Raw genomic sequence first — 19,479 nt, forward strand, 5'->3', positions numbered from 1 at the left:
GTAAGTATTCGCTTGATGGTTGATAGCTTGCGGGGCGTGCACACTTTAACCAAGGAGCGACTATGAACGTTGCAGAGCAGCTTGTTGCCCAACTCATCGACGCCGGCGTCCACCGCGTCTATGGCATCGTTGGCGACTCACTCAACCCCGTCGTCGATGCAATCCGTAAGTCTGGCGGCAGCAAAAAGGGCGGGATTGACTGGGTTCACGTCCGTCATGAGGAAGCCGCTGCTTTCGCCGCGGCAGCCGAGGCCCAGCTCACCGGCAAGCTCGCTGTCTGCGCAGGTTCATGCGGCCCGGGAAACCTCCACCTCATTAATGGTCTCTATGACGCCCAACGCTCGGGCGCACCTGTCTTGGCTATCGCCTCGCACATTCCCAGCGTCCAGATCGGCCAGATGTACTTCCAGGAAACCCACCCCGATCGCCTCTTCAACGAGTGCTCGGTCTATAACGAGCTGATTTCCAGCGCCGAGCAGGCACCCCGCGTCGTCAACGCCGCGATCCGCCATGCCGTTGAGCTTTCTGGAGTCTCGGTCATCAGTCTTCCTGGCGATGTCTCTGATCTCAAGGCAAGCTCGCCTTCACCAAAGTACGTTCCCTCCCGCCGTCCCGTGCTCACCCCGAATGAGGAGGATGTCCGCCAGCTCGCAGACGTCCTCAACCGTGCAAAGAAGGTTGCCATCTTTGCCGGTGCCGGTGTTGAGGGCGCACACGATGAGGTCATCGAACTCGCTGATGTTTTGAAGGCCCCAATCGGCCATACTTTGCGCGGTAAGGATTTTATCCAGTACAACAACCCCTTTGATGTCGGTATGACCGGCCTGCTGGGTTATGGTGCCGCTGCTGAAGGCATGAACGATGCCGATGTTCTGATCATGCTGGGTACCGACTTCCCCTACGATCAGTTCCTGCCCAATACGTTCACCGTTCAGGTTGAGAACCGCCCCGAAAAGCTGGGCCGTCGTACCGATGTTTCGCTTCCCATTCACAGTGACGTCAAACCCCTGATCGCAGCGCTCTTGCCACTGCTTGACCGCGATCGTTCGGATGCTTTCCTCAAGGCAAAGGTGAAGAAGCACTCGAAGATCATGCACTCCCCCGTCGGCGCCTACACGCGCAATGCGGAGCACATGAAGCCGATCCATCCCGAGTATGCGGCACACATCCTCAACGAGGTTGCTGCAAAGGATGCAGTCTTCACTGCCGACACCGGTATGTGTAACGTGTGGACTGCGCGTTACATCGATCCCCTTGGGAGCCGTCGCCTGATTGGTTCTTTGCTCCACGGTTCGATGGCGAATGCTCTCCCAATGGCTATTGGCGCCCAGGTCGCATACCCGAATCGTCAGGTCGTTTCGGTCTCGGGTGACGGTGGCCTCGCAATGCTCTTGGGCGAATTGGTCACCGCGCGCATGCATGATTTGCCCATCAAGGTTGTCGTATTCAATAACTCGACGTTGGGCATGGTCAAGCTGGAGATGCTGGTCAACGGCCTTCCCGATTACGGCACCGATGTCCACGACGTCAACTACGCTGATGTTGCTTCTGCGGTCGGCTTCCACGGCGAGCGCGTCACGGAGCCGACGCGTCTGCGCGCGGCTCTCGAGGAAGCCTTCGCTTTTGACGGCCCGGCCCTAGTTGAAGTCATGACTGATCCGAATGCGCTTTCGCTTCCTCCTGAGATCCGTTCGGGCCAGGTGATTGGTTTCGCGACAGCGATGAGCAAGATCGTCTTGAACCGCGGCGCTGGCGAGGTCGTTTCAATGGCAACGTCGAATATGCGTAACATTCCGCGCTTGTAAGCATGAGGTGAGGGGGCGCTTCCTGCATTCCCTCATAGCGCTTCTTCTCCTTGACGAGGCCGCGGCCGGGTAGCCTGCACTTCTTCGCACATCCCCGCCACGGCCTCGTCAATCAGGACACAGGTCCCACGTTTCTTTTGACACCAACACTCTCACCCTCAAGCATCAGCGATAATTTCTCCGCAATTCAGAAACTATCTCTATATTTATTCCTAAAATTGCCGTTTTCTGCATACGCATGCGAATATGACACTTCGGGCTTATTTTGTAAATAAATTTGGTTTTTCCCTTTTTTATGACGAAGGCGTCCTAAACTGAAAGTGTCACCGTGTCAGAATCGACTAAGGAATCACCATGTCGCACTCATTTATTGCAGTCGCGAATATCGTGAACGGTGTTGATCTAGATACCTTCCCCGCGTGGCTTCGAATCACCCACTTCATCAACTTCATCATGATGGGGTTCCTCATTCGATCCGGCTGGGAAGTTCTAGCATCTCACCCGCGACTATACTGGAATAACCACTGCACCCCCGGCTCTGAGTGGATCAAATTCACCAAGGACAAGGTTTCGACCGTCCCCGGCGAGTTCACCGCTCGCGACGATCAGCGCAGTCTTCACCCGCTGATCTCCCTCCCCGGACGAGGCGAAATTGGACTTGGACGCGCATGGCACGCCCTGGTTACCTCGATCTGGCTGCTCAACGGCTTCATCTATGTTGCACTGCTTTTTGGAACCGGCCAGTGGCGCCGAATCGTCCCCACGTCATGGTCGATTTTCCCCGAGGCCTGGGAAAGCGCCAAGATCTACATGGGCTTGCAGATCCCTTCGATCGAGCACTTCCAGCCCTATGACGCTCTGCAGAAGCTCATGTACTTCACAGTCGTCTTCATCGTCGCACCTTTGATGATCGCAACCGGACCGATCATGTCCCCGACCTTCGCAGGACGTTTCCCCCGCTACGTCAAGCTCTTCCACAACCGTCAGACGGCGCGTTCCATTCACTTCCTTGGAATGGCTTTCTACTGCGTATTTGTGGTGATTCACGTGGCCCTGGTTTTCGTGGTTCACCCGCAGTACAACATCGCACACATGATGCTGGGCGAAAACTACAACGACATCACTGCAGCGCAATTCGCTCAAGCTGTAACGATGCTAATCCTTGGAATTGTTTTTGCAATCGCTCTATGGATCGGCGCTTCCTACTGGTCATTGGCTGACAAGCGCCGCGCACAGCGCCTGGTCTGGGGAGCTACCCAGCCTATCCGTTCACTTACCCTCGACAAGATGCATTCTCGTCAGGTCAAGACAGGCACTTTTACCGAAGACGATATTTCGCCTTTCCACTGGGTGAACACTCGTCCCCCGACACGCGAGCAATCGGAAGAATGGGTTGAAATGCGTGAACGCGGCTTCGAGGACTACCGCTTGGAGATTGGCGGCCTGGTCGAGGAAGAGAAGTCCTTCTCGATTGATGAACTCAAGGCACTTGGCCACGTCACCAACATCACCATGCACACCTGCATGCAGGGATGGACTGGCATTGCAAAGTGGGAAGGCATCCGTTTGAAGGACGTCTTAGCTTTGGTGAAGCCAACCGAGGGCGCGCGCTACGTCATGGTTACTTCCTACGGACACGTGGGACACATGTACGACGGCGGTCCGACAACCCCGTACTACGAGTGCCTCGACGCCTCCATGATTGACGATGATGAATGCATCCTGGCATGGGCCATGAACGGTGAGCCCCTGCCCGACGTTTACGGCGGTCCCCTGCGTCTGCGTGCTGATTCCCAACACGGTTACAAGATGGTCAAATGGGTTCACCGCATTGAATGGATTCACGACTACCACGATGTCGGAGACGGTCAAGGCGGTTCCCGTGAGGACTCCGGTCTGCAACACTTCGACGCACGCGCATAAAGCGCTGGGGGCCATCCGGCCTATCCACTCCTCTACTCCACACGAAGTCGGCAAAAGACACATGAAATAAGCTGTGTCATTCCACGACTTCGCGTGGAGAGCTAAGGAATTAAGGCGAGGTCGCGCTGCCTCCAAGGCAACGGGCAGTCCCCTGTTACCCAGCACACGAAGTCGACAAAAGACACAGGCTATAATCCATGCTTTTCGTCGACTTCATGTGTTAATTACGAAGGCCGAACGCGACGGTCGCGCTTGAGACTCAAACGCAGGTGGGTCCCATCCAAACGGACGGGACCCACCTGCATATTTCGCGAGAGCCTATTCCTCGAGCATTCCTCTTTCTCTGAGCTTCGGTTACCTCAGAAACTCTGCTACCTCACGCGCTCGAACCTAAGTTCGAGGTCGAGGCAAAAGGAACACTCACGCCTGCTGACGTCGACGCATCAAGGCCACGCCCAGGGCAAGGCCAAGAGCACCCAGACCAATGGCCGGAACAGCGTTCACACCAGTGTGCGCAAGACTCTTCTTCGGAGGAAGCGTCGTGCTCACACTCGGCGAGGGAACAGTCGTTGACTCAGAAGGAGAAGGCACAGTCGTGGGCGGAGTAGTCACAGAGGGAGTCGGAGGGGTCGTGCGCAACTGGCTTTCAACATTTCCCCAACCGACGGTTTCGATGGCGACGGTCTTGGTCGCGGTCTGGCCGTTGACGTTTGCGGTGTTATTGAAAACGTTGCCGACCTTCAGGCCCTCGGGACTCTTCAGTTCGGTGTAGTACTTGAGCTCGTAGATCGCATCGTCATTCGAGTTCGGGAAAGAAGCAACAAAACCATCAGCAGTTTCGGTCATCGTGAAGGTGCCGCCGTTAATGGAACCACCAACCCATACGAGTTCGCTCGGATGCTGGTGGTAAGGATCGTTCCGATAGGCCGCAGTCGTATTCCACTTGAGTAGGCGCGCCTGCTGGTTCCTCACTCCATCATTGAATAGTTTGTAGCCCCCATTGGAGGTGTCGAAGGTGTCAGTAATGGAAATAACCGGCGATTGAATCGATTGCGCAGGAATATGGATTTCCCACGTAAAGCGTTCGTTATGCCCCTCATGGAGTTGCCACCCATATTTCCATGGCTGTTGAGGAACCCAGCTGTACTGATTCGAGATCACGTTGCCATGATCGATCTCGGCTTCGAGGGTCACCGAGTGGCCGATTGTAAAGCTAAAGCGATTCGTCGTCGTGGTTGTGGCCATGTCAGCTCGCACGTGGATATCACCCTTAGCGTTGACATGCGTATTCACGTAGCTGGTGAAGACACAGTTTACGGTCTGCCCAGTACCAAACGGCAGGGAGCATTTCAACGCAACACCGCCACCGTTCTTATCGATCACATCGAAATCGGCATTACGAGTACGTAGTTCCTGCGGAAGCTGGATTGTCAGAGTGTCGCCTTCAGAGACATTCTTTCCCGTCGTATCAAAAGTAAGATCCGCTGAAAATTCATCCCAAATCGTATTGGGACCGTTGGGGCTGGATTCGTTTGTCATCGTCACGCCGGTGACAACGTTGTTGACTTCCACTGCCGAGGCCGTGGGAACGCCTGGTCCAAAAGTAGTCAGTGCGCCCGCACCGACAAGTGCACATGTAAGGGCAGTAACGAGCGAAGCACGACTCAGTCCTTCGCGCGCTGCATCGATATTCATGACATTCCGTCTTTCTGGAGGGTGGTCACTTCCGTGACGTAACATCAAGAGGCTAGCACGATATTTTCCAGTCTGATTTCAGCTTTTCTGCGCAAAAATGCGAATATTCCCAACAAGAAAACCGCGAAGTTTCGACGAAATACCCAAGTTTTTTATATTAAAACACGTAATTTACGTGTAAATTTTCTTAGTAAAGTCCCAGTTTCTGACTACACGTAAAGAATTGGCATCAATGAAGAATCCACACACAGCAAAATTAATCAGTTTTCGCGGAACGCCAACTGACCACACGGGAATATTCACCAACTAACACCCGCTCTGAACTGCAAAAACAACACTAATATGTACCGTGTGGCCCCCACCTTTTGGGTGGGGGCCACACGGTTTCGCTCTATTTTAGAGGCTCAGATTTTCACACCTGCTGACGGCGACGCATCAAGGCCACGCCAAGAGCAAGACCAAGAGCACCCAGACCAATGGCCGGAACAGGGTTCACACCAGTGTGCGCAAGACTCTTCTTCGGAGGAACCGTCGTACTCACACTCGGCGAGGGAACAGTCGTTGACTCAGAAGGAGAAGGCACAGTCGTGGGAGGAGTAGTCACAGAGGGCGTCGGAGGAGTTGTCTTCAACTGCCCCTCAAGTTCCCCCCATCCAACAGTCTCGATAGCAATAGTCCGTTCGGTCGATTTCCCGTTAACTACTGCAGTGTTCTTGAAGCTGGTGCCAACGGTTGCAGAACCAGGAATCTTGAGTTCTGTGTAGTACTTGAGCAAGTAGTAGGCATCGCTATTCGAGTTCGGGAAAGAAGCAACAAAGCCATCCGCAGTCTCAGTCAAGGTGAAGGTTCCACCATTGACAGAACCGCCAATTTTGACGCTTTGTGCGGGATGTTGATGGTTCACATCCGCCTTGAAATCAGCCAATGAATTCCACTTGTACAAGCGCGTTTGCTGCCAAGCATTAGGCACAGGATCATTGAACAGCTTGTAGCCACCGTGGGAGGTGTCAAAGGTATCAGTAATGTTGATGGTATTCGACGTGATATTACGTTCGGGGAGGTAAATCTCCCATGTAAAACGATCGTTATGGCCATCATGCAGCTGCCAACCGTACTTGTAGGGATCAACAGGCGCATATCCGGTCGTATTCCTCACAATATTGCCATTAGGCACGGTCGCCGTCAGCGTAACAGTGTGATTAATTGTGAAGCTAAAAGAATCAGAAGTCGATTCGCGAGTCATATCCGCAAGAACATGAATATCGCCCTTCATATTCACATGTCGCTTTGCATAGTCGGTAAAGACACAGCTAAGCGATTGCCCCTCGCCTGCCGGAATTGCACAATTAAGCGCAGTTCCACCGCCATTCTTATCATCAACATCAAAGTGGGTAGCGCGAGTACGCAGTTCACTAGGCAGCTGAATAGTAATCGTATCTCCTTCGGTTACAGCCTTACCGCTTGTATCGAAAGAGAAATCCATGACGTAGTTATCCCAGACGTAGTTTGGCCCATGCGGATGCGAACTATTCGCCATCATCACGCCAGTAACAACATCAACCTCTACTGCCTGAGCAGCAGGTAACGTCGGAGAGAACACAGTGAGAGCTCCCGCTCCCACAAATGCACAGGCAATCGTGCCAGCAACTGAAGCACGCAGCACGTGTGCACGCGTAGCATCCTTATTCATCACATTCTTGTCTTTCTGGAGGGATGTCACATACGTGACTCGACGCCCTCAGGCTAACACGATCACATTCAGCTTCAATTCAGCCTCCATTGCCTAAACAACAATTTTTTACCCTCTAAATCCGCGTAATTCCAACGCCTTTCACGAGTCGGCCGAAAAGCTTCCCCGGTACATTCCTGAATATTCTTCAAGAAGTCTCAGTTTCTGACAGATCGTAAGAAATTAATAACTTGAAGGAAGCCGCATTGCTCGAACTCCAAGCTTTCCAAGGACCATGAACTGACCAAGGGCACACATTCATGCAAATAGCCCCTGATCACCGCTCATTTTGGGTAATACCATGGGCCCCATCCTTTCGGATGGGGCCCACGATCATACTTTCGTTTCTACACGAAGTTACATACTCGCCTTAGGCCGAGGCTTGCTCGCGACGACGCATGAGCGCGACGCCCAGGGCCAGTCCCAATGCTCCGAGAGCAATAGCAGGAGCAGTCATAGCACCAGTGTGGGCCAAGGAGGTCTTCGGTGAAGGGGTAGTCGACGTGCTCGGGGAGGGCGTGGCCTCGGTAGTGGATTCAGAAGGCGAGGGGGTCACCGTGGTTGCCGGAGGTGTCGACGTTGTGGAAGTCGGAGGGGTAGGACGACGATCAGACTCGAGGTCGCCCCAGCCAACTGTTTCAATCGCGATATCGCGCTCAGCGGTCATTCCGTTGACATCGGCCTTGTTATTAAAGACGTTCCCAGGCTTTGCATTCTCGGGAATATTCAGCACGGTGTAGTACTTGATCATGTAGTACGCGTCACTGTTAGAGTTCGGGAAGGAAGCAACGAAGCCGGTCGAGGTCTCGGTCATGGTGAAGGTGCCACCATTGACGGTTCCTCCAACGGGAATACTCTCAACGTAGTTCTCGTGACTCGGATCAGCCTTGAAGTCATCAAGAGAGTTCCACTTGAGCAAGCGCGTGCGCTGCCAAGCATTCGGATCCGTTGAGGGATCATTGAACAGCTTGTAACCGCCATTGGCAGTGTCGAAGGTATCAGTCACCGAAATAGTGCCCGAGTGAATGTTGCGTTCTGGGATGTAGACCTCCCAGGTGAAACGTTCTTTGTGTCCCTCGTGCAGCTGCCAGCCATACTTCCACGGAGTATCGGGGGCGTAGCCGTTCGGGTTCGGAATGACATTCCCGTTTTCGATATCTGCAGGCAGGGTGATGTCGTGGCCGATCTTGAACTCAAAATGAGTTGAAGTGGTCGCGCGAGTCATATCCGCGAGGACGTGAATATCACCCTTCATATTGACGTGCTCATCGGCGTAATCAGTGAACGCACAGTGGAGGGTCTGGCCGACACCGGCGGGAATAACGCACTTCATTGCGACGCCACCGGTGTTCTTATCTGTGACGTCAAAGTAGGCTTCGCGGGTGCGCAGCTCGCTGGGCAGCTGGATGGTGACAGTATCCGTTTCGGAAACATCCGTACCAGTCGTATCGAAGCTGAAGTCCATCGTGAAGTTATCCCATACATAGTTGGGGCCGTTCGGAGTTGAACGGTTCTTCATTACGACGTTCTTAACAACTTGGTTTACCTCGACGGGCACGTGATCTGCACGAGATGGAGACGCGGTCATCACCGTCATCGCACCGGCACCGGAGAGTGCGCAGATAAGTGCACCTGCCACCGAGGCACGGCGGAGACGCGCGCCTGAAGCATTGAAAATCATGAAGTTAAATCTTTCTCAAGAAACGTCACTCACGTGACCAGATATCAACAGGTTAGCACGCCGACCTTCAGCATTACCCCAGACTAAATTTCGGAAACAATAATTATTCAGGGTCGAAACGCAAGTATTCCGCCAAGTTTTCGGGAACAATACGCAATTCATGTGTAAATGCTCATAGGAAAATCCCAGTTTTAACTTTTCGCAAATTGTTCACTGCGCGCGCTTGTATCCATGGTGGACTCATTGCAGGCCCGCGCGAACAAATCTCCAAGGAGCAAGCTGAGCTCCTCAGCCTAGAGCCTTGCGACGTTGGCGTAGAGACATTCCAAGCGCCATTAGTAACGCCACGCTGCCCAGCAGCATCCCAGAGTTGACTCCGGTATGCGCAAGCGCTTCCTTCGGACGAGGCGGAGTGCTGAGGCGAGGAGCAGGTGTAGTGATAGTGGTCGAGGCCGAAGGCGAGGGGGTTGGCGAGCTCGTTTGCGGAGTCGTCGCTGACGGTGTCGGAGTAGAGGTCCTCACCGAGGGGGTCGGGCTAGAGGTGCTTGGCGAAGGCGCCGGCGTAGAGGGGGTCACGCTCGGAGTCGGTGCCGGCGTACTCGTCGTCGGGGTCGGAGTAGGGGTAGGCGTTGGCGTAGCCTTCAGCTCTCCATCAACGTCTCCCCACCCAACTGTTTCAATCGCAATCGTCTTTTCGGTAACCTGCCCGTTCACGACTGCAGTGTTCTTGAAGGTACTTCCGATTGTTGCGTTAGCGGGAACATTCAGTTCTGTGTAGTACTTGAGCAGGTAGTACGCATCGTTCTTTGAGTTCGGGAATGAGGCTACGAATCCTGCAGAAGTTTCAGTCAGAGTGAATGTACCGCCATTAACCGAGCCATTGACTTTAATGCTTTCGGCATAGTTCTGATGCTCGGGATCAGCTTTAAAGTCATCAAGAGAATTCCACTTATACAGACGCGTCCGCTGCCAGGCATTTGCTCCGGGCTCATTGAATAGTTTGTAGCCGCCATGGGCAGTATCAAAGGTGTCAGTGACGCTGATGGTGTCCGATTGGATCTGACGCTCAGGAATAGAGACTTCCCACGTAAAACGCTCTGTGTGACCTTCATGCAATTGCCATCCATTTTTGTACGCGGTCTCAGGAGCGTAGCCATTCGTATTCTTGACGATATTTCCGTTTGGAACGGTCGCATCAATCTCAACACTGTGGTTAATCGTGAAGCTGAAAGTATCAGTAGTCGTTTGACGAACCATATCTGCCACAACGTGAATATCACCCCTGGCATTGTCGTGCGTCGTCACATAGTCAGTGAAGGCACAGCTTAAGACTTGACCCTCACCTGCTGGAATCGAACATGTGAGCGCCACTCCCCCAGTGTCCCGATCTGTCACATTGAAAGATGCGGCTCGAGTGCGAAGCTCACTGGGCAGCTGAATGCTCAAAGTGTCATTTTCAGCGACAGTCTTACCAGTCGTATCGAAGGCGAAAGTCAGATTGTAGTTGTCATAGACATAGTTCGGACCAGCGGGCGTGGACCTATTTCGAATCATCGCGTTCGTGATGGCATTAATCTCTGCAGCTTGAGCGGGCGCAGCAAGAGAAGCAATCCCTGTCAGTGCACTTACCCCCACAAGCGAGCACGCAACTACAGTCGCAAGCGGAACACGGCGCGTCCTCACGCTCGTAACGTCAAGATCCATGATGTCAACAGCTTTCTTCAGGAGGTGTCATTGAGCGACAGCTACCTGAATGCTATCACTGCAACAATCAGCCGCAACCCAGCTTTTCTTGAGTAAAACATCATTATTGCCCCGATATAGCCGAACTTATTCGACCCACTCACAGGTTTTTGACTCGATAGTCCCAAAACTGCTTCCAGTTAAAATTCAGCTTGAAATCTCTAGCAGAAAATCCCACTATGCGAAACCCCACGGGTTCAGGAGAGGTCTTCAGCAGCACTGACCCCGCGAATGCGAGCAGCGGGAGTAAAGCTCATCGCAATCCCAGCCACAACCGACAGCGCGATAAAGACATACATTGCAGCTTCGACACCCACAACAGACGCAAGAAGGCCTGCAGCGACCGATCCCAGGGGCATCACTCCCCACACCGCGAAACGGAAGGTCGCATTCATGCGCCCAAGCATCCACTTGGGACAGATTTCCTGCCGCAAACTCATCTGCGTCACGTTGTAGATGGTAATGAAGTACGAGTAAACCACTCCCGCACCGGCAATCACCCAGCCAGCGATCTCGGGCACGTGAAGCGCTACCGGCTGCAAGACAAGGATCGAGACTCCAATGACGTAAGTGATCACAATGCAACGCCCGATCCCTAGGCGCCCAAGCCACAGGGAACGTGTCATTGATCCAAGAATGCCACCAAGTGCACCCGCGCTCAGAAGGACCCCCAATTGCGTCGCATTCATGCCCAGTGTTCGAAGCACCAAAATTGGCAAGAGAACGCGCACCCCTGAACCCGTAAACGCAGCAAAGGAGATACACGAAAACAAAGGGAAAAGCAGGCGCTCATGTCGAACGAAACTTAATCCCTCGCGGATTTGAGCGAACAGAGAAGCACTGGAGCGTGCTGGTTGAGGTTCAGGCGTTCGAATCCGCCAAATGGCAACCGTTGAAAACACGTAAGTCGCTGCGGTAAATACGTAGGCCAAAGGGGGCGCAAAGACACCCAAAAGCCAGCCGCCTAGACCGGGGCCACCTGCAGCGCCAACCTGGTACGAGGCCTCGAGCCGCCCATTCGCAGCCGCGATATACCGCGTGGATGCGATTGCAGGGACGTAGGACTGGTAGGCAACATCGAAGAAGACTGTCGCAAGTCCTAAGAGCGCAGCAACAATCATCAGGTGCGTGAGTGTCAGCGTAAACCACTCATAGGCGATCGGAATCGAAATAAGCGCGAAAACCCGAGCAAGGTCAGAAACAATCATGACCCGGCGTTTACGCCAGCGATCAACCCACGCACCCGCGGGAAGACCAATCAGGAGAAATGCGAGCGTCTGCAAACCGGTGAGAATACCGATTTCAGACTCCGTGGCGTGCAATAGAGAGATAGCGATTGCAGAGGTTGCAAGAGTGGCTACTTGGAAACCGAACTCAGCTGCGGTCTGGCCGGCCCACAGGTGCATGAAAGCGGAATTGCGCGTGAGAGGATGGCTCAGTAACCGCCCAATCGCCCTGTTCACTTCTCCCCCATGCTGCTTTGCGTTATTTCTTCACTACCCCGATGGTGCAACCGTGCAAATCTGGGGAGTCCTCTCCGAATAGAAAAATACAAAAACGACTTGAAAACCAAGTCGTTTTGTATCTTCTGTGCCCCCGAGACGATTCGAACGTCCGACACCCGCTTTAGGAGAGCGGTGCTCTATCCCCTGAGCTACGAGGGCGCACCCCCATAGACTACCATTTCGCGCAGCTCTTTCTCAGAGGCGACCGAAACGCCGAGGCTCGGGAGTGTTTAGCGCCTTGTCCACTCTTGTGCCGGATCAGGCAGCACGTCGTGATGCTTCGAAGGAACAACCATAACGGGACAGGTCGAGTGCGCGATCACCGTCTGCGAGGTTGATCCCAGCAAAATCCCGGCGAAGCCACCACGGCCTCGGGTCCCCACAACAACAAGATCAACCGCAGTCGAGAACTCGATGAGCAGAGACGAGGGAGACCCATCAAGCGCATGGCGCGCGACCTTGCGTGAACGTCCGTCCAGAGCTTGATCGACAGCCGCGTCAAGGCCTTCCTTGACGTCCTTCAGCATGGCATCGCGGTCGATATTTGCGGGAAGCCACGCCATCATGGTCGTCCCAGTTGCCATCGGAACAGCTGCAACCGCCGTCAGACGAGCATCCCACAGCTCAGCCTCGTCGATCGCTCGCTTCAGAGCAGAGGTTGCACCTTCCGACCCATCGGAGCCAACAACGATTCTCTCAACCGGAGTGAAGCCCTTACCGGATGTATGACGCGGAACGATGACGACCGGGCACTTCGCGTGTGCAGGAAGAGCAGAGGAAACCGTTCCCAGCAGACGGTCCGCGAAGCCTCCCCCGCCACGCGATCCCACCACGATCAGGTCAACTTCCTTGGACATATCGATGAGGATCCCCGCGGGATCTCCGGCCTCAACGACTCCGTGCACGTTCGTCGCACCGATTTCACGCGCAAGATCGACGCCTTGCTGAACGATTTGGGACGCACCTTCCTTAAGAGCAGCGTCATCAAGAACCGCATAACCCCCATCAAGGGTTGCTGCCGCATAGGACGCAACTGCGTAGGTGCAAATAATGTGAAGGCGGCAATCACGTACCTTTGAACGCTCAGCTGCCCACTTAACTGCTGCGTAGCTCTCCTTTGAGCCATCGACTCCGACCAAAATCACTTCTGATGTCCCCATGACTACCTCCTCGTGATTGCCGTCGCCTCTATTTTGCCCTATTCCACGGTGAAATGTCAGGGGTTCAGGATATCCCCAGAGAAATAGTGAAGGGGCCGCAGAAGCGACCCCTTCACTCACACAGGAAAACTCAGTAGCGCACGAAGCTGTAGTTACCCCACAGCGGCTGGATCTTCGTCACAGAGCCGGGAGTCGTTGCTTCGATAACCATTCCGTTACCGGCGTAGATACCCACGTGTCCGTAGGCGTGCCACACCAAGTCACCGGGGCGCGCCTCGGAAGCCGAGACGAAGGTGCCTGCTGCACCCTGCGCGCCGGAAGTACGGGGAATGGAGATACCAGCCCGGGCGTAGACGTACTGGGTGAAACCAGAGCAGTCGAAGCCCGCGGGGGTAGAGCCACCGTAGACATAAGGAATGCCAGTGAGAGACATTGCGATCGAGACGATGTCAGAGCCCGCGGGGTTCACTGCAGCAGACGAAGCGGCAGAAGTGCCAAGATCCGCGCGAGTGTAATCACGCGAAGCAGCATTCGTCGTTGCAACAGCAGCCGGGGCTTCAGCCGAAGCGGAAACTTCGTCACTAGCAGACCAGGCGATATCCGGGACCGAAACAGTCGTAGGCAGAACGGTCGCGGTGTTTGTGGAAGTATCGACCGCAGCTTCGTGAGCGGTGGGGGCTGCAGTTGCAGCTCCACCGACTACAGCAGTCAGTGCAAGTCCAGCGGCTGACGCAGCGGCAGTGCCACGAAGCGGAGTCTTGAACGACGTGAGAGTGTCAGCCAGGTCGAAAACAGGGGCCATCGGGCGGCGGGCCTTACGGTGCCGCGGGGCAGGCTTTGCTGTTGTCACAATTTTCTCCTCTTAGACCTGCGAGGTGAGCTGTCGGGTTCGGGCGGGAGTGCCCGGCTTGGTTTCCCAAGCTTCACCCCAAGACCGCGAAGGGTCGGAATTGGTTTCCCCGCGTTGAACCTTAGTTTCCCAATCTCTTCGCGGTTCAACCTCGGTGAACGAAGAGCGGTCGGCTTTTTTCGCCTTGTTTTAGTCTAGCGTAGCATCCCCAAAATGTCACGCGAATGTAACGAAAGGATGACGAACTTATTACAGGTTTTCTTAAGGTTTTACAGGCATTTCCCAGACATGCTGGTCAGCGGGCTAATTCAGGTCGACAAACAAATGCGGAGAGAGCGCGAGCGGCAGCTGAACCGCACCCGTTTGTGTTACCGAACTCCCATCCGCAGCACGAGTCACCTCAAGGAGAACCTGCCGCGTATCCGCTTCAAAAGCGATTTCCGCACCTGGAAGAACCCCGAGGCGGGCAAAGTCAGCCAAGAGGTCGGTCTCTGCCTGAATGGGTTCCCCAATTCGGGTAACGACCGCGGAATTCGTGCCCCCCATCCGCAGGGCGAGCTCCATCGAGATCCCCGTAGACGTAGCATCGGTACCGGGAATGGGGTTTCCGTAGGGATCCGTCGTTGGGTTATTCAGAATTTCACCGAGGCGCTTTTCAACCTGGTCCGACATGACATGTTCCCAGCGGCACGCTTCCTCATGCGTACACGCCCAGTCCAAACCAATGACGTCGGTTAGCAAGCGCTCTGCGAGGCGGTGCTTGCGAACCACTTCAACCGCCTTTTCGCGCCCCAAAGTTGTCAGTTCCAGCCTGCGATCCCCCATCACATGGACGAGGCCGTCGCGCTCCATTCGCCCCACTGTCTGTGAGACCGTCGGACCAGAGTGCCCCAAGCGCTCAACGATGCGGGCACGCAGAGGCGTCACTCCATCTTCTTCGAGCTCGAAGATCGTCTTGAGATACATTTCGGTGGTATCAATCAGGTCGCTCACGGTTTCCTCCATGGCTAGGCACTGAGCCTAGAGTACATATTTCTCGCCACAGTGCGTGTCAAAGCGCACAAAACCGCGTGTTAGAGGGTGTCATAGGTACCACTCAGACCCCTAATTGGGTCAGGTGAGTGTTATCAATTCCCTTCGCCTTCACCGTGGTGTGCATGTGGGTTGTCGATCTCAATGAGATGAGCACTGGCATGAAGATGAACGCTTACATTCCACCGCTTCATGCTCCAGGCCGTCGCAATAACAGCAACAATCAAAGTAACAACCGAACCAAACCAAATCGAAGCACGAGCATCAATGACTTCGCCAATCCATCCAACGAAAGGCGAACCGATGGGGGTCGACCCCATGACAACCATGCCGTAGAGGGCCAAGACACGTCCGCGCATCTCTTCAACTGTGGTTGTCTGGACCGTAGCATTCGCAGCGGTCAGCATCGTGATCATGGCGAAGCCGTTCGGAATACACATCAGCGCGTAAGTTTCATAGGTCGGCATAAATGCCAGAATCGTCGACACAATAGTGAGCGCGATCGTCGATCCCATGACCAAGCGCAAACGAGGCAGCTTACGCCTAGCAGCAAAGAGAGCGCCAGACAAAGAACCAACCGCAATCAGCGTTCCCAAAATGCCGTATTGTCCCGCACCCTTATGGAACACGCTCGTTGCCATGACGGCGGTCGTCAATTGCTGATTGAGGGTCAAAGCCGAGGCAACGCCAACGACAAGGATGATCAACAAAAGGTCAGGGCGGCCTCGCAGATAGGCCAAGCCCTCACGCAACTGTCCCTTCTTGCGAGGAACCGGCCGACGCGGAACCAGATCGCGATGACGGATCGAGGTCGTAAACATCGCCGCAACAAGGAAGATCCCGGTGTTCACGAAAAAGACCCAGGCCTCGCCAACCCAATCAATCATCAAACCTGAGATCGCCGGGCCAATCAGGCGAGCGAAGTTAAAGGCAACAGAGTTCAGCGCGACCGCGTTGGTGATCGACCTTGCAGGGACAAGCTCCGAAACAAAAGCCTGGCGAGCCGGTGAATCGAAAGCCGCCGCAAGTCCCCCGCCAAACGCAAGAAGGTAGACCAGCCATAAGCTCGCATGCCCCGTGAAGACCATGACCCCCAGCAAAAGACCGAAAACACCAAAAGAACACTGAGTGATCTGGATGATTGTCTTACGGTCCACGCGATCAACGACAACGCCCGCGTACGGGCTGAAGAGTAAGAGCGGCAGAAACTGCAAGGCCGTAACGATACCGACTTGAAACGAAGAATTATCGGTCAGGACCGTGAGAACCAGCCAGTCCTGGGCAACGCGTTGCATCCACTGAGCCGAAGCCGCAAGAGCATTGGCAATGAACCAATGCCGAAAGCTTCGGTATTGCATGGATTGAAACGTCGTTGACACGAACTCCCCTACTTTCGTTTCGTCTTCATTTGAGAATACGCCACAAGGGAGAAATCTCTTGGAATAAACATGTGGGGGCAAGACACGATCACTCGTATCTCACCCCCACGCGAGGAAGGATCAGGATCAGGCTCCCAGGGCCGCTTGGATCGGACCCAAGAGGAAGTAGATGACGAAGAGGATCGACGCCAGCCACATCAAGGGGTGGATCTTACGTGCCTTACCAACGGCAATCTGGATGATCGTGTAGGCAATGAAGCCAACACCGATACCCGCCGAGATCGAGTAGGCGAAAGGCATGAAGGCGATGGTGAGGAATCCAGGAATTGCGAGCTCCGGATCCTTCCAATCGACTTCCAGAACCTGAGCCATCATCAAGAAGCCAACGAAGACCAAAGCGGTCGAAGCAGCCTCGGTCGGAACAAGCTGAACCAGCGGCGAAAGGAAGGTCGACAGCAGGAAGAGGACACCGGTGACAACCGAGGCCAGACCCGTACGCGCACCTTCACCCACACCTGAGGTCGACTCAATGTAGGAAGTGTTTGAGGAAACGCCACCCAGACCACCGGCAGCAGCAGCCAGAGAGTCGATGAGGAGGATGCGGCTGGAGTGCGGGGGGTTTCCGCCATTATCCAAGAGGTCGCCTTCAGCACCCACGGCGACCATGGTTCCCATGGTGTCGAAGAAGTCCGCGAGCATCAGGGAGAAGATCAGCAGGACCACCGAGACGGCGCCGAGCTTGCTGAAAGCCCCGATGAAGTCAATCTGGAACAGGGAGTTGAAGGAAGGAATTGAGATCGGAGACCCACTCAGGGAGGGAATAGTTTGTCCCCAGCCGGTGGGAGTTGTCTCGCTCTTAGCGGGCAGGTGAAGGATCGCCTGCAAGATCACAGCCAAGACGGTCGAGGAGAGCAGGCCGATCAGCATTGCACCCTTTACCTTGCGGACATACAAGATGATGGTGACAAGCAAGCCGAAAACGAAGACCAGAGTTGGCCAGCCGTCCAGAGAGCCCTTGATACCCAGCTGAACCGGGGTTGAACCTGCGCGGATGATACCCGCGTTAATCAGACCAACCAAGGACACGAAGAGGCCGATACCAACGGAGATTGCGGTCTTGAGCTGGTAGGGAACCGCGCGGAAAACGGCCTCGCGGAATCCTGTCAGAACCAAGACCGTAATGAGAATGCCTTCCCAGAAGATCAGGCCCATGGCCTCTTGGAAGGTCAGTTTTGCTCCCAGAACGAGTGTGAAAGCAACGATGGCGTTCAAGCCCATGCCCGCGGCCAGAGCCAGCGGGTAGTTTGCGACCACACCCATGAGAATAGTCATGATGCCGGCAACCAAAGCGGTGCCGGCAGCAATTCCAGGGGCAGTGATGGAGCTACCCTCGGGCAGGGCAGCAGAAAGAATCAACGGGTTAACAACAAGGATGTAGGCCATTGCAAAGAAGGTGACCACGCCACCTCGAATTTCACGGCCAACAGTGGATCCACGTTCGGAAATGTGGAAGAAAGCGTCAAGGGAATTTAGTGGCTTCGCGCTCGTGGGCGCTTTTTCTTGTGTGCTCACTCCCCAAATTTTCGCTGAAAAAACCCTCAAAGTGAAGCATGCTTCACCTGGCGAGACCAGTTTTGATTTGAGGCTCTGACCTGCTTATAGTTCTTGTTTAGAACCAGTTCAGGTTGTTTAAGCCTCAATGCGTTCAGACTCGACAAGGAAGTCGTTGACGCGAGAGGGCCGAACCGGCCAATCTGTCCCGTTATTGGGGACATCTGTTTCCGAGTGCGCACCGCAGGCGTGATCCAAACTGACGACGCAGCCATCATCCGGGGCCCATTCATTTGCACATACTCCGAAGGCCAAGCGCATCGAGCCGGCCATCTTCATCAAAAAGCCGCAGGTCGAACAGGTCTGCTTCGGACGACGCCCACGCTTGGGGCCTCGCTCTGATTCGTACCAGCGCTGGGCAGCCTGATCGTGTCCTTTTGCAGAAAGCACGCGAACACGCCCTAAACCGAGTTCACGATCGGTGGGAAGATCCGGATACTCACCACTGTCTTCCAAACCGGATTCCAAACGATCGTCATCATCGCGATAGGGCAAGACATCATCGCGACTCACGTCACCGGGCTGGAGGCGTTCTTCCCATGGAACCCATTCGGGGGCCAAAAGCGATCCTTCACCGGGAACCAGATCAACTTCGCAAACGGTGATCTTGCGTGAACGAGGAACTCGCGTCACGGTCACGGCCCAGCGCCACCCCACATAACCCGCGTCCGTGCACGCAAAGTAGTGCGTGCCCAGACGTTCTGCGTTCATCTCAAACGATAGATGTTCGCCAAGCGAAGATTCTCCCGCTATTTCGAGGGCGTTCTCGCGCGCGAAATCAACCGCTTGGGCTAGTTGAGCATCCACGCGGTTATGAGCGGAAGTGTTCTTTTCAGGCATCAAAATCCTCTGCAACGGCTCGCATGACCTTCGCGATCTTTGCGGCATTTTCCGGGTAGTGGCCGCGGCGCAAAGACTCCGAGGAGGCATCAAGCAGCTTAATCAAGTCTTCGACGACGGAAACCATTGCTTCAGGCTTACGACGCTGTGCACGCGCAACAGAGTGCGGCGCAGCGATTACCCGAACAGATAGGGCCTGCGGACCTTTACGTCCATCAGCGATTCCATACTCGACACGAGTCCCGGGACGAGGAATCACTCCTTCAGGAAGAGCCGACGAGTGCAGAAAAACCTGTTCACCGTCTTCTCCTGTAATGAAGCCAAAACCGCGCTCGGCATCAAAAAACTTCACCTTACCAGTGGGCATTTCCGCACTCCTTCCTTTGTCATTTGGTTTACGACGTAACCACCATCATAGATGGCTCTCCACTCAGCCGCCGCATCGTCGTAAGCTAGTGGCTATGTTTTACCACGGTTTTCGCTCCCGGTGTATTGCGCTCTTTGCCGCGATTGCGTTCGTTTGCAT

The 19,479-nt window shown here is 54.6% G+C and carries 14 protein-coding genes, 1 tRNA gene and 1 riboswitch; of the genes, 2 read left to right on the top strand and 13 right to left on the bottom strand.

Annotated elements, in window-relative coordinates; translation table 11 throughout:
• Positions 1-62 precede the first annotated feature (62 nt).
• Together HMPREF1627_RS06440 and HMPREF1627_RS06445 are read left to right on the top strand one after the other, a co-directional pair.
• Entirely contained in the window at positions 63-1,805 is a 1,743-nt protein-coding gene (locus HMPREF1627_RS06440) for a pyruvate dehydrogenase (protein ID WP_034502188.1), read from the top strand.
• Between the two features lie 354 nt (positions 1,806-2,159).
• Complete coding sequence (locus HMPREF1627_RS06445) at positions 2,160-3,728, top strand: molybdopterin-dependent oxidoreductase (RefSeq protein ID WP_034502191.1); 1,569 nt, start codon at positions 2,160-2,162, stop codon at positions 3,726-3,728.
• A gap of 420 nt (positions 3,729-4,148) precedes the next feature.
• Here the strand turns inward: HMPREF1627_RS06445 and HMPREF1627_RS06450 are convergent, their stop codons facing one another.
• The 13 genes from HMPREF1627_RS06450 to HMPREF1627_RS06510 form a co-directional block, all read right to left on the bottom strand.
• Positions 4,149-5,423: an Ig-like domain-containing protein gene (locus tag HMPREF1627_RS06450; protein ID WP_034502195.1), complete on the bottom strand. Its 1,275-nt coding sequence runs from the start codon at positions 5,421-5,423 to the stop codon at positions 4,149-4,151.
• Positions 5,424-5,835: 412 nt separating this feature from the next.
• Positions 5,836-7,143: an Ig-like domain-containing protein gene (locus HMPREF1627_RS06455; RefSeq protein WP_234305274.1), complete on the bottom strand. Its 1,308-nt coding sequence runs from the start codon at positions 7,141-7,143 to the stop codon at positions 5,836-5,838.
• A gap of 379 nt (positions 7,144-7,522) precedes the next feature.
• Positions 7,523-8,833, bottom strand: a complete 1,311-nt coding sequence (locus HMPREF1627_RS06460; protein WP_034502198.1) for an Ig-like domain-containing protein — start codon at positions 8,831-8,833, stop codon at positions 7,523-7,525.
• A 288-nt stretch (positions 8,834-9,121) separates the two neighbouring features.
• Positions 9,122-10,537, bottom strand: coding sequence for an Ig-like domain-containing protein (locus tag HMPREF1627_RS10510; RefSeq protein WP_034502201.1), 1,416 nt, complete (start codon positions 10,535-10,537; stop codon positions 9,122-9,124).
• A 236-nt stretch (positions 10,538-10,773) separates the two neighbouring features.
• Positions 10,774-12,039, bottom strand: coding sequence for an MFS transporter (locus tag HMPREF1627_RS06470; RefSeq protein ID WP_267958473.1), 1,266 nt, complete (start codon positions 12,037-12,039; stop codon positions 10,774-10,776).
• Between the two features lie 128 nt (positions 12,040-12,167).
• A tRNA-Arg gene (locus HMPREF1627_RS06475) sits at positions 12,168-12,240 on the bottom strand.
• Between the two features lie 71 nt (positions 12,241-12,311).
• Complete coding sequence (locus tag HMPREF1627_RS06480) at positions 12,312-13,241, bottom strand: universal stress protein (protein WP_034502207.1); 930 nt, start codon at positions 13,239-13,241, stop codon at positions 12,312-12,314.
• A gap of 130 nt (positions 13,242-13,371) precedes the next feature.
• A complete protein-coding gene (locus HMPREF1627_RS06485) occupies positions 13,372-14,091 on the bottom strand; it encodes a C40 family peptidase (protein ID WP_034502210.1) in 720 nt (239 codons plus the stop codon).
• Positions 14,092-14,258, bottom strand: a riboswitch (cyclic di-AMP (ydaO/yuaA leader).
• A gap of 136 nt (positions 14,259-14,394) precedes the next feature.
• Positions 14,395-15,084 carry a metal-dependent transcriptional regulator gene (locus tag HMPREF1627_RS06490; protein WP_034502416.1) on the bottom strand — a complete coding sequence of 230 codons (690 nt, stop codon included), beginning with the start codon at positions 15,082-15,084 and terminating at the stop codon, positions 14,395-14,397.
• Positions 15,085-15,218: 134 nt separating this feature from the next.
• Positions 15,219-16,502 (bottom strand): MFS transporter, encoded by a 1,284-nt coding sequence (locus HMPREF1627_RS06495; RefSeq protein ID WP_034502214.1) that lies wholly within the window; start codon positions 16,500-16,502, stop codon positions 15,219-15,221.
• A gap of 126 nt (positions 16,503-16,628) precedes the next feature.
• Positions 16,629-18,074 carry an NCS2 family permease gene (locus HMPREF1627_RS06500; protein WP_034502217.1) on the bottom strand — a complete coding sequence of 482 codons (1,446 nt, stop codon included), beginning with the start codon at positions 18,072-18,074 and terminating at the stop codon, positions 16,629-16,631.
• A gap of 117 nt (positions 18,075-18,191) precedes the next feature.
• The gene (locus HMPREF1627_RS06505; protein WP_034502220.1) at positions 18,192-18,953 is read right to left on the bottom strand and encodes a DUF3027 domain-containing protein; all 762 of its coding nucleotides are present in this window, start codon (positions 18,951-18,953) and stop codon (positions 18,192-18,194) included.
• On the bottom strand, positions 18,946-19,320 hold the full coding sequence (locus tag HMPREF1627_RS06510) for a cold-shock protein (RefSeq protein WP_034502221.1): 375 nt from the start codon (positions 19,318-19,320) through the stop codon (positions 18,946-18,948). The genes HMPREF1627_RS06505 and HMPREF1627_RS06510 overlap by 8 nt, the downstream gene beginning before the upstream one ends.
• Between the last annotated feature and the right edge of the window lie 159 nt (positions 19,321-19,479).

This window comes from Actinomyces sp. S6-Spd3, assembly GCF_000758755.1.
Lineage (GTDB): Bacteria > Actinomycetota > Actinomycetes > Actinomycetales > Actinomycetaceae > Pauljensenia.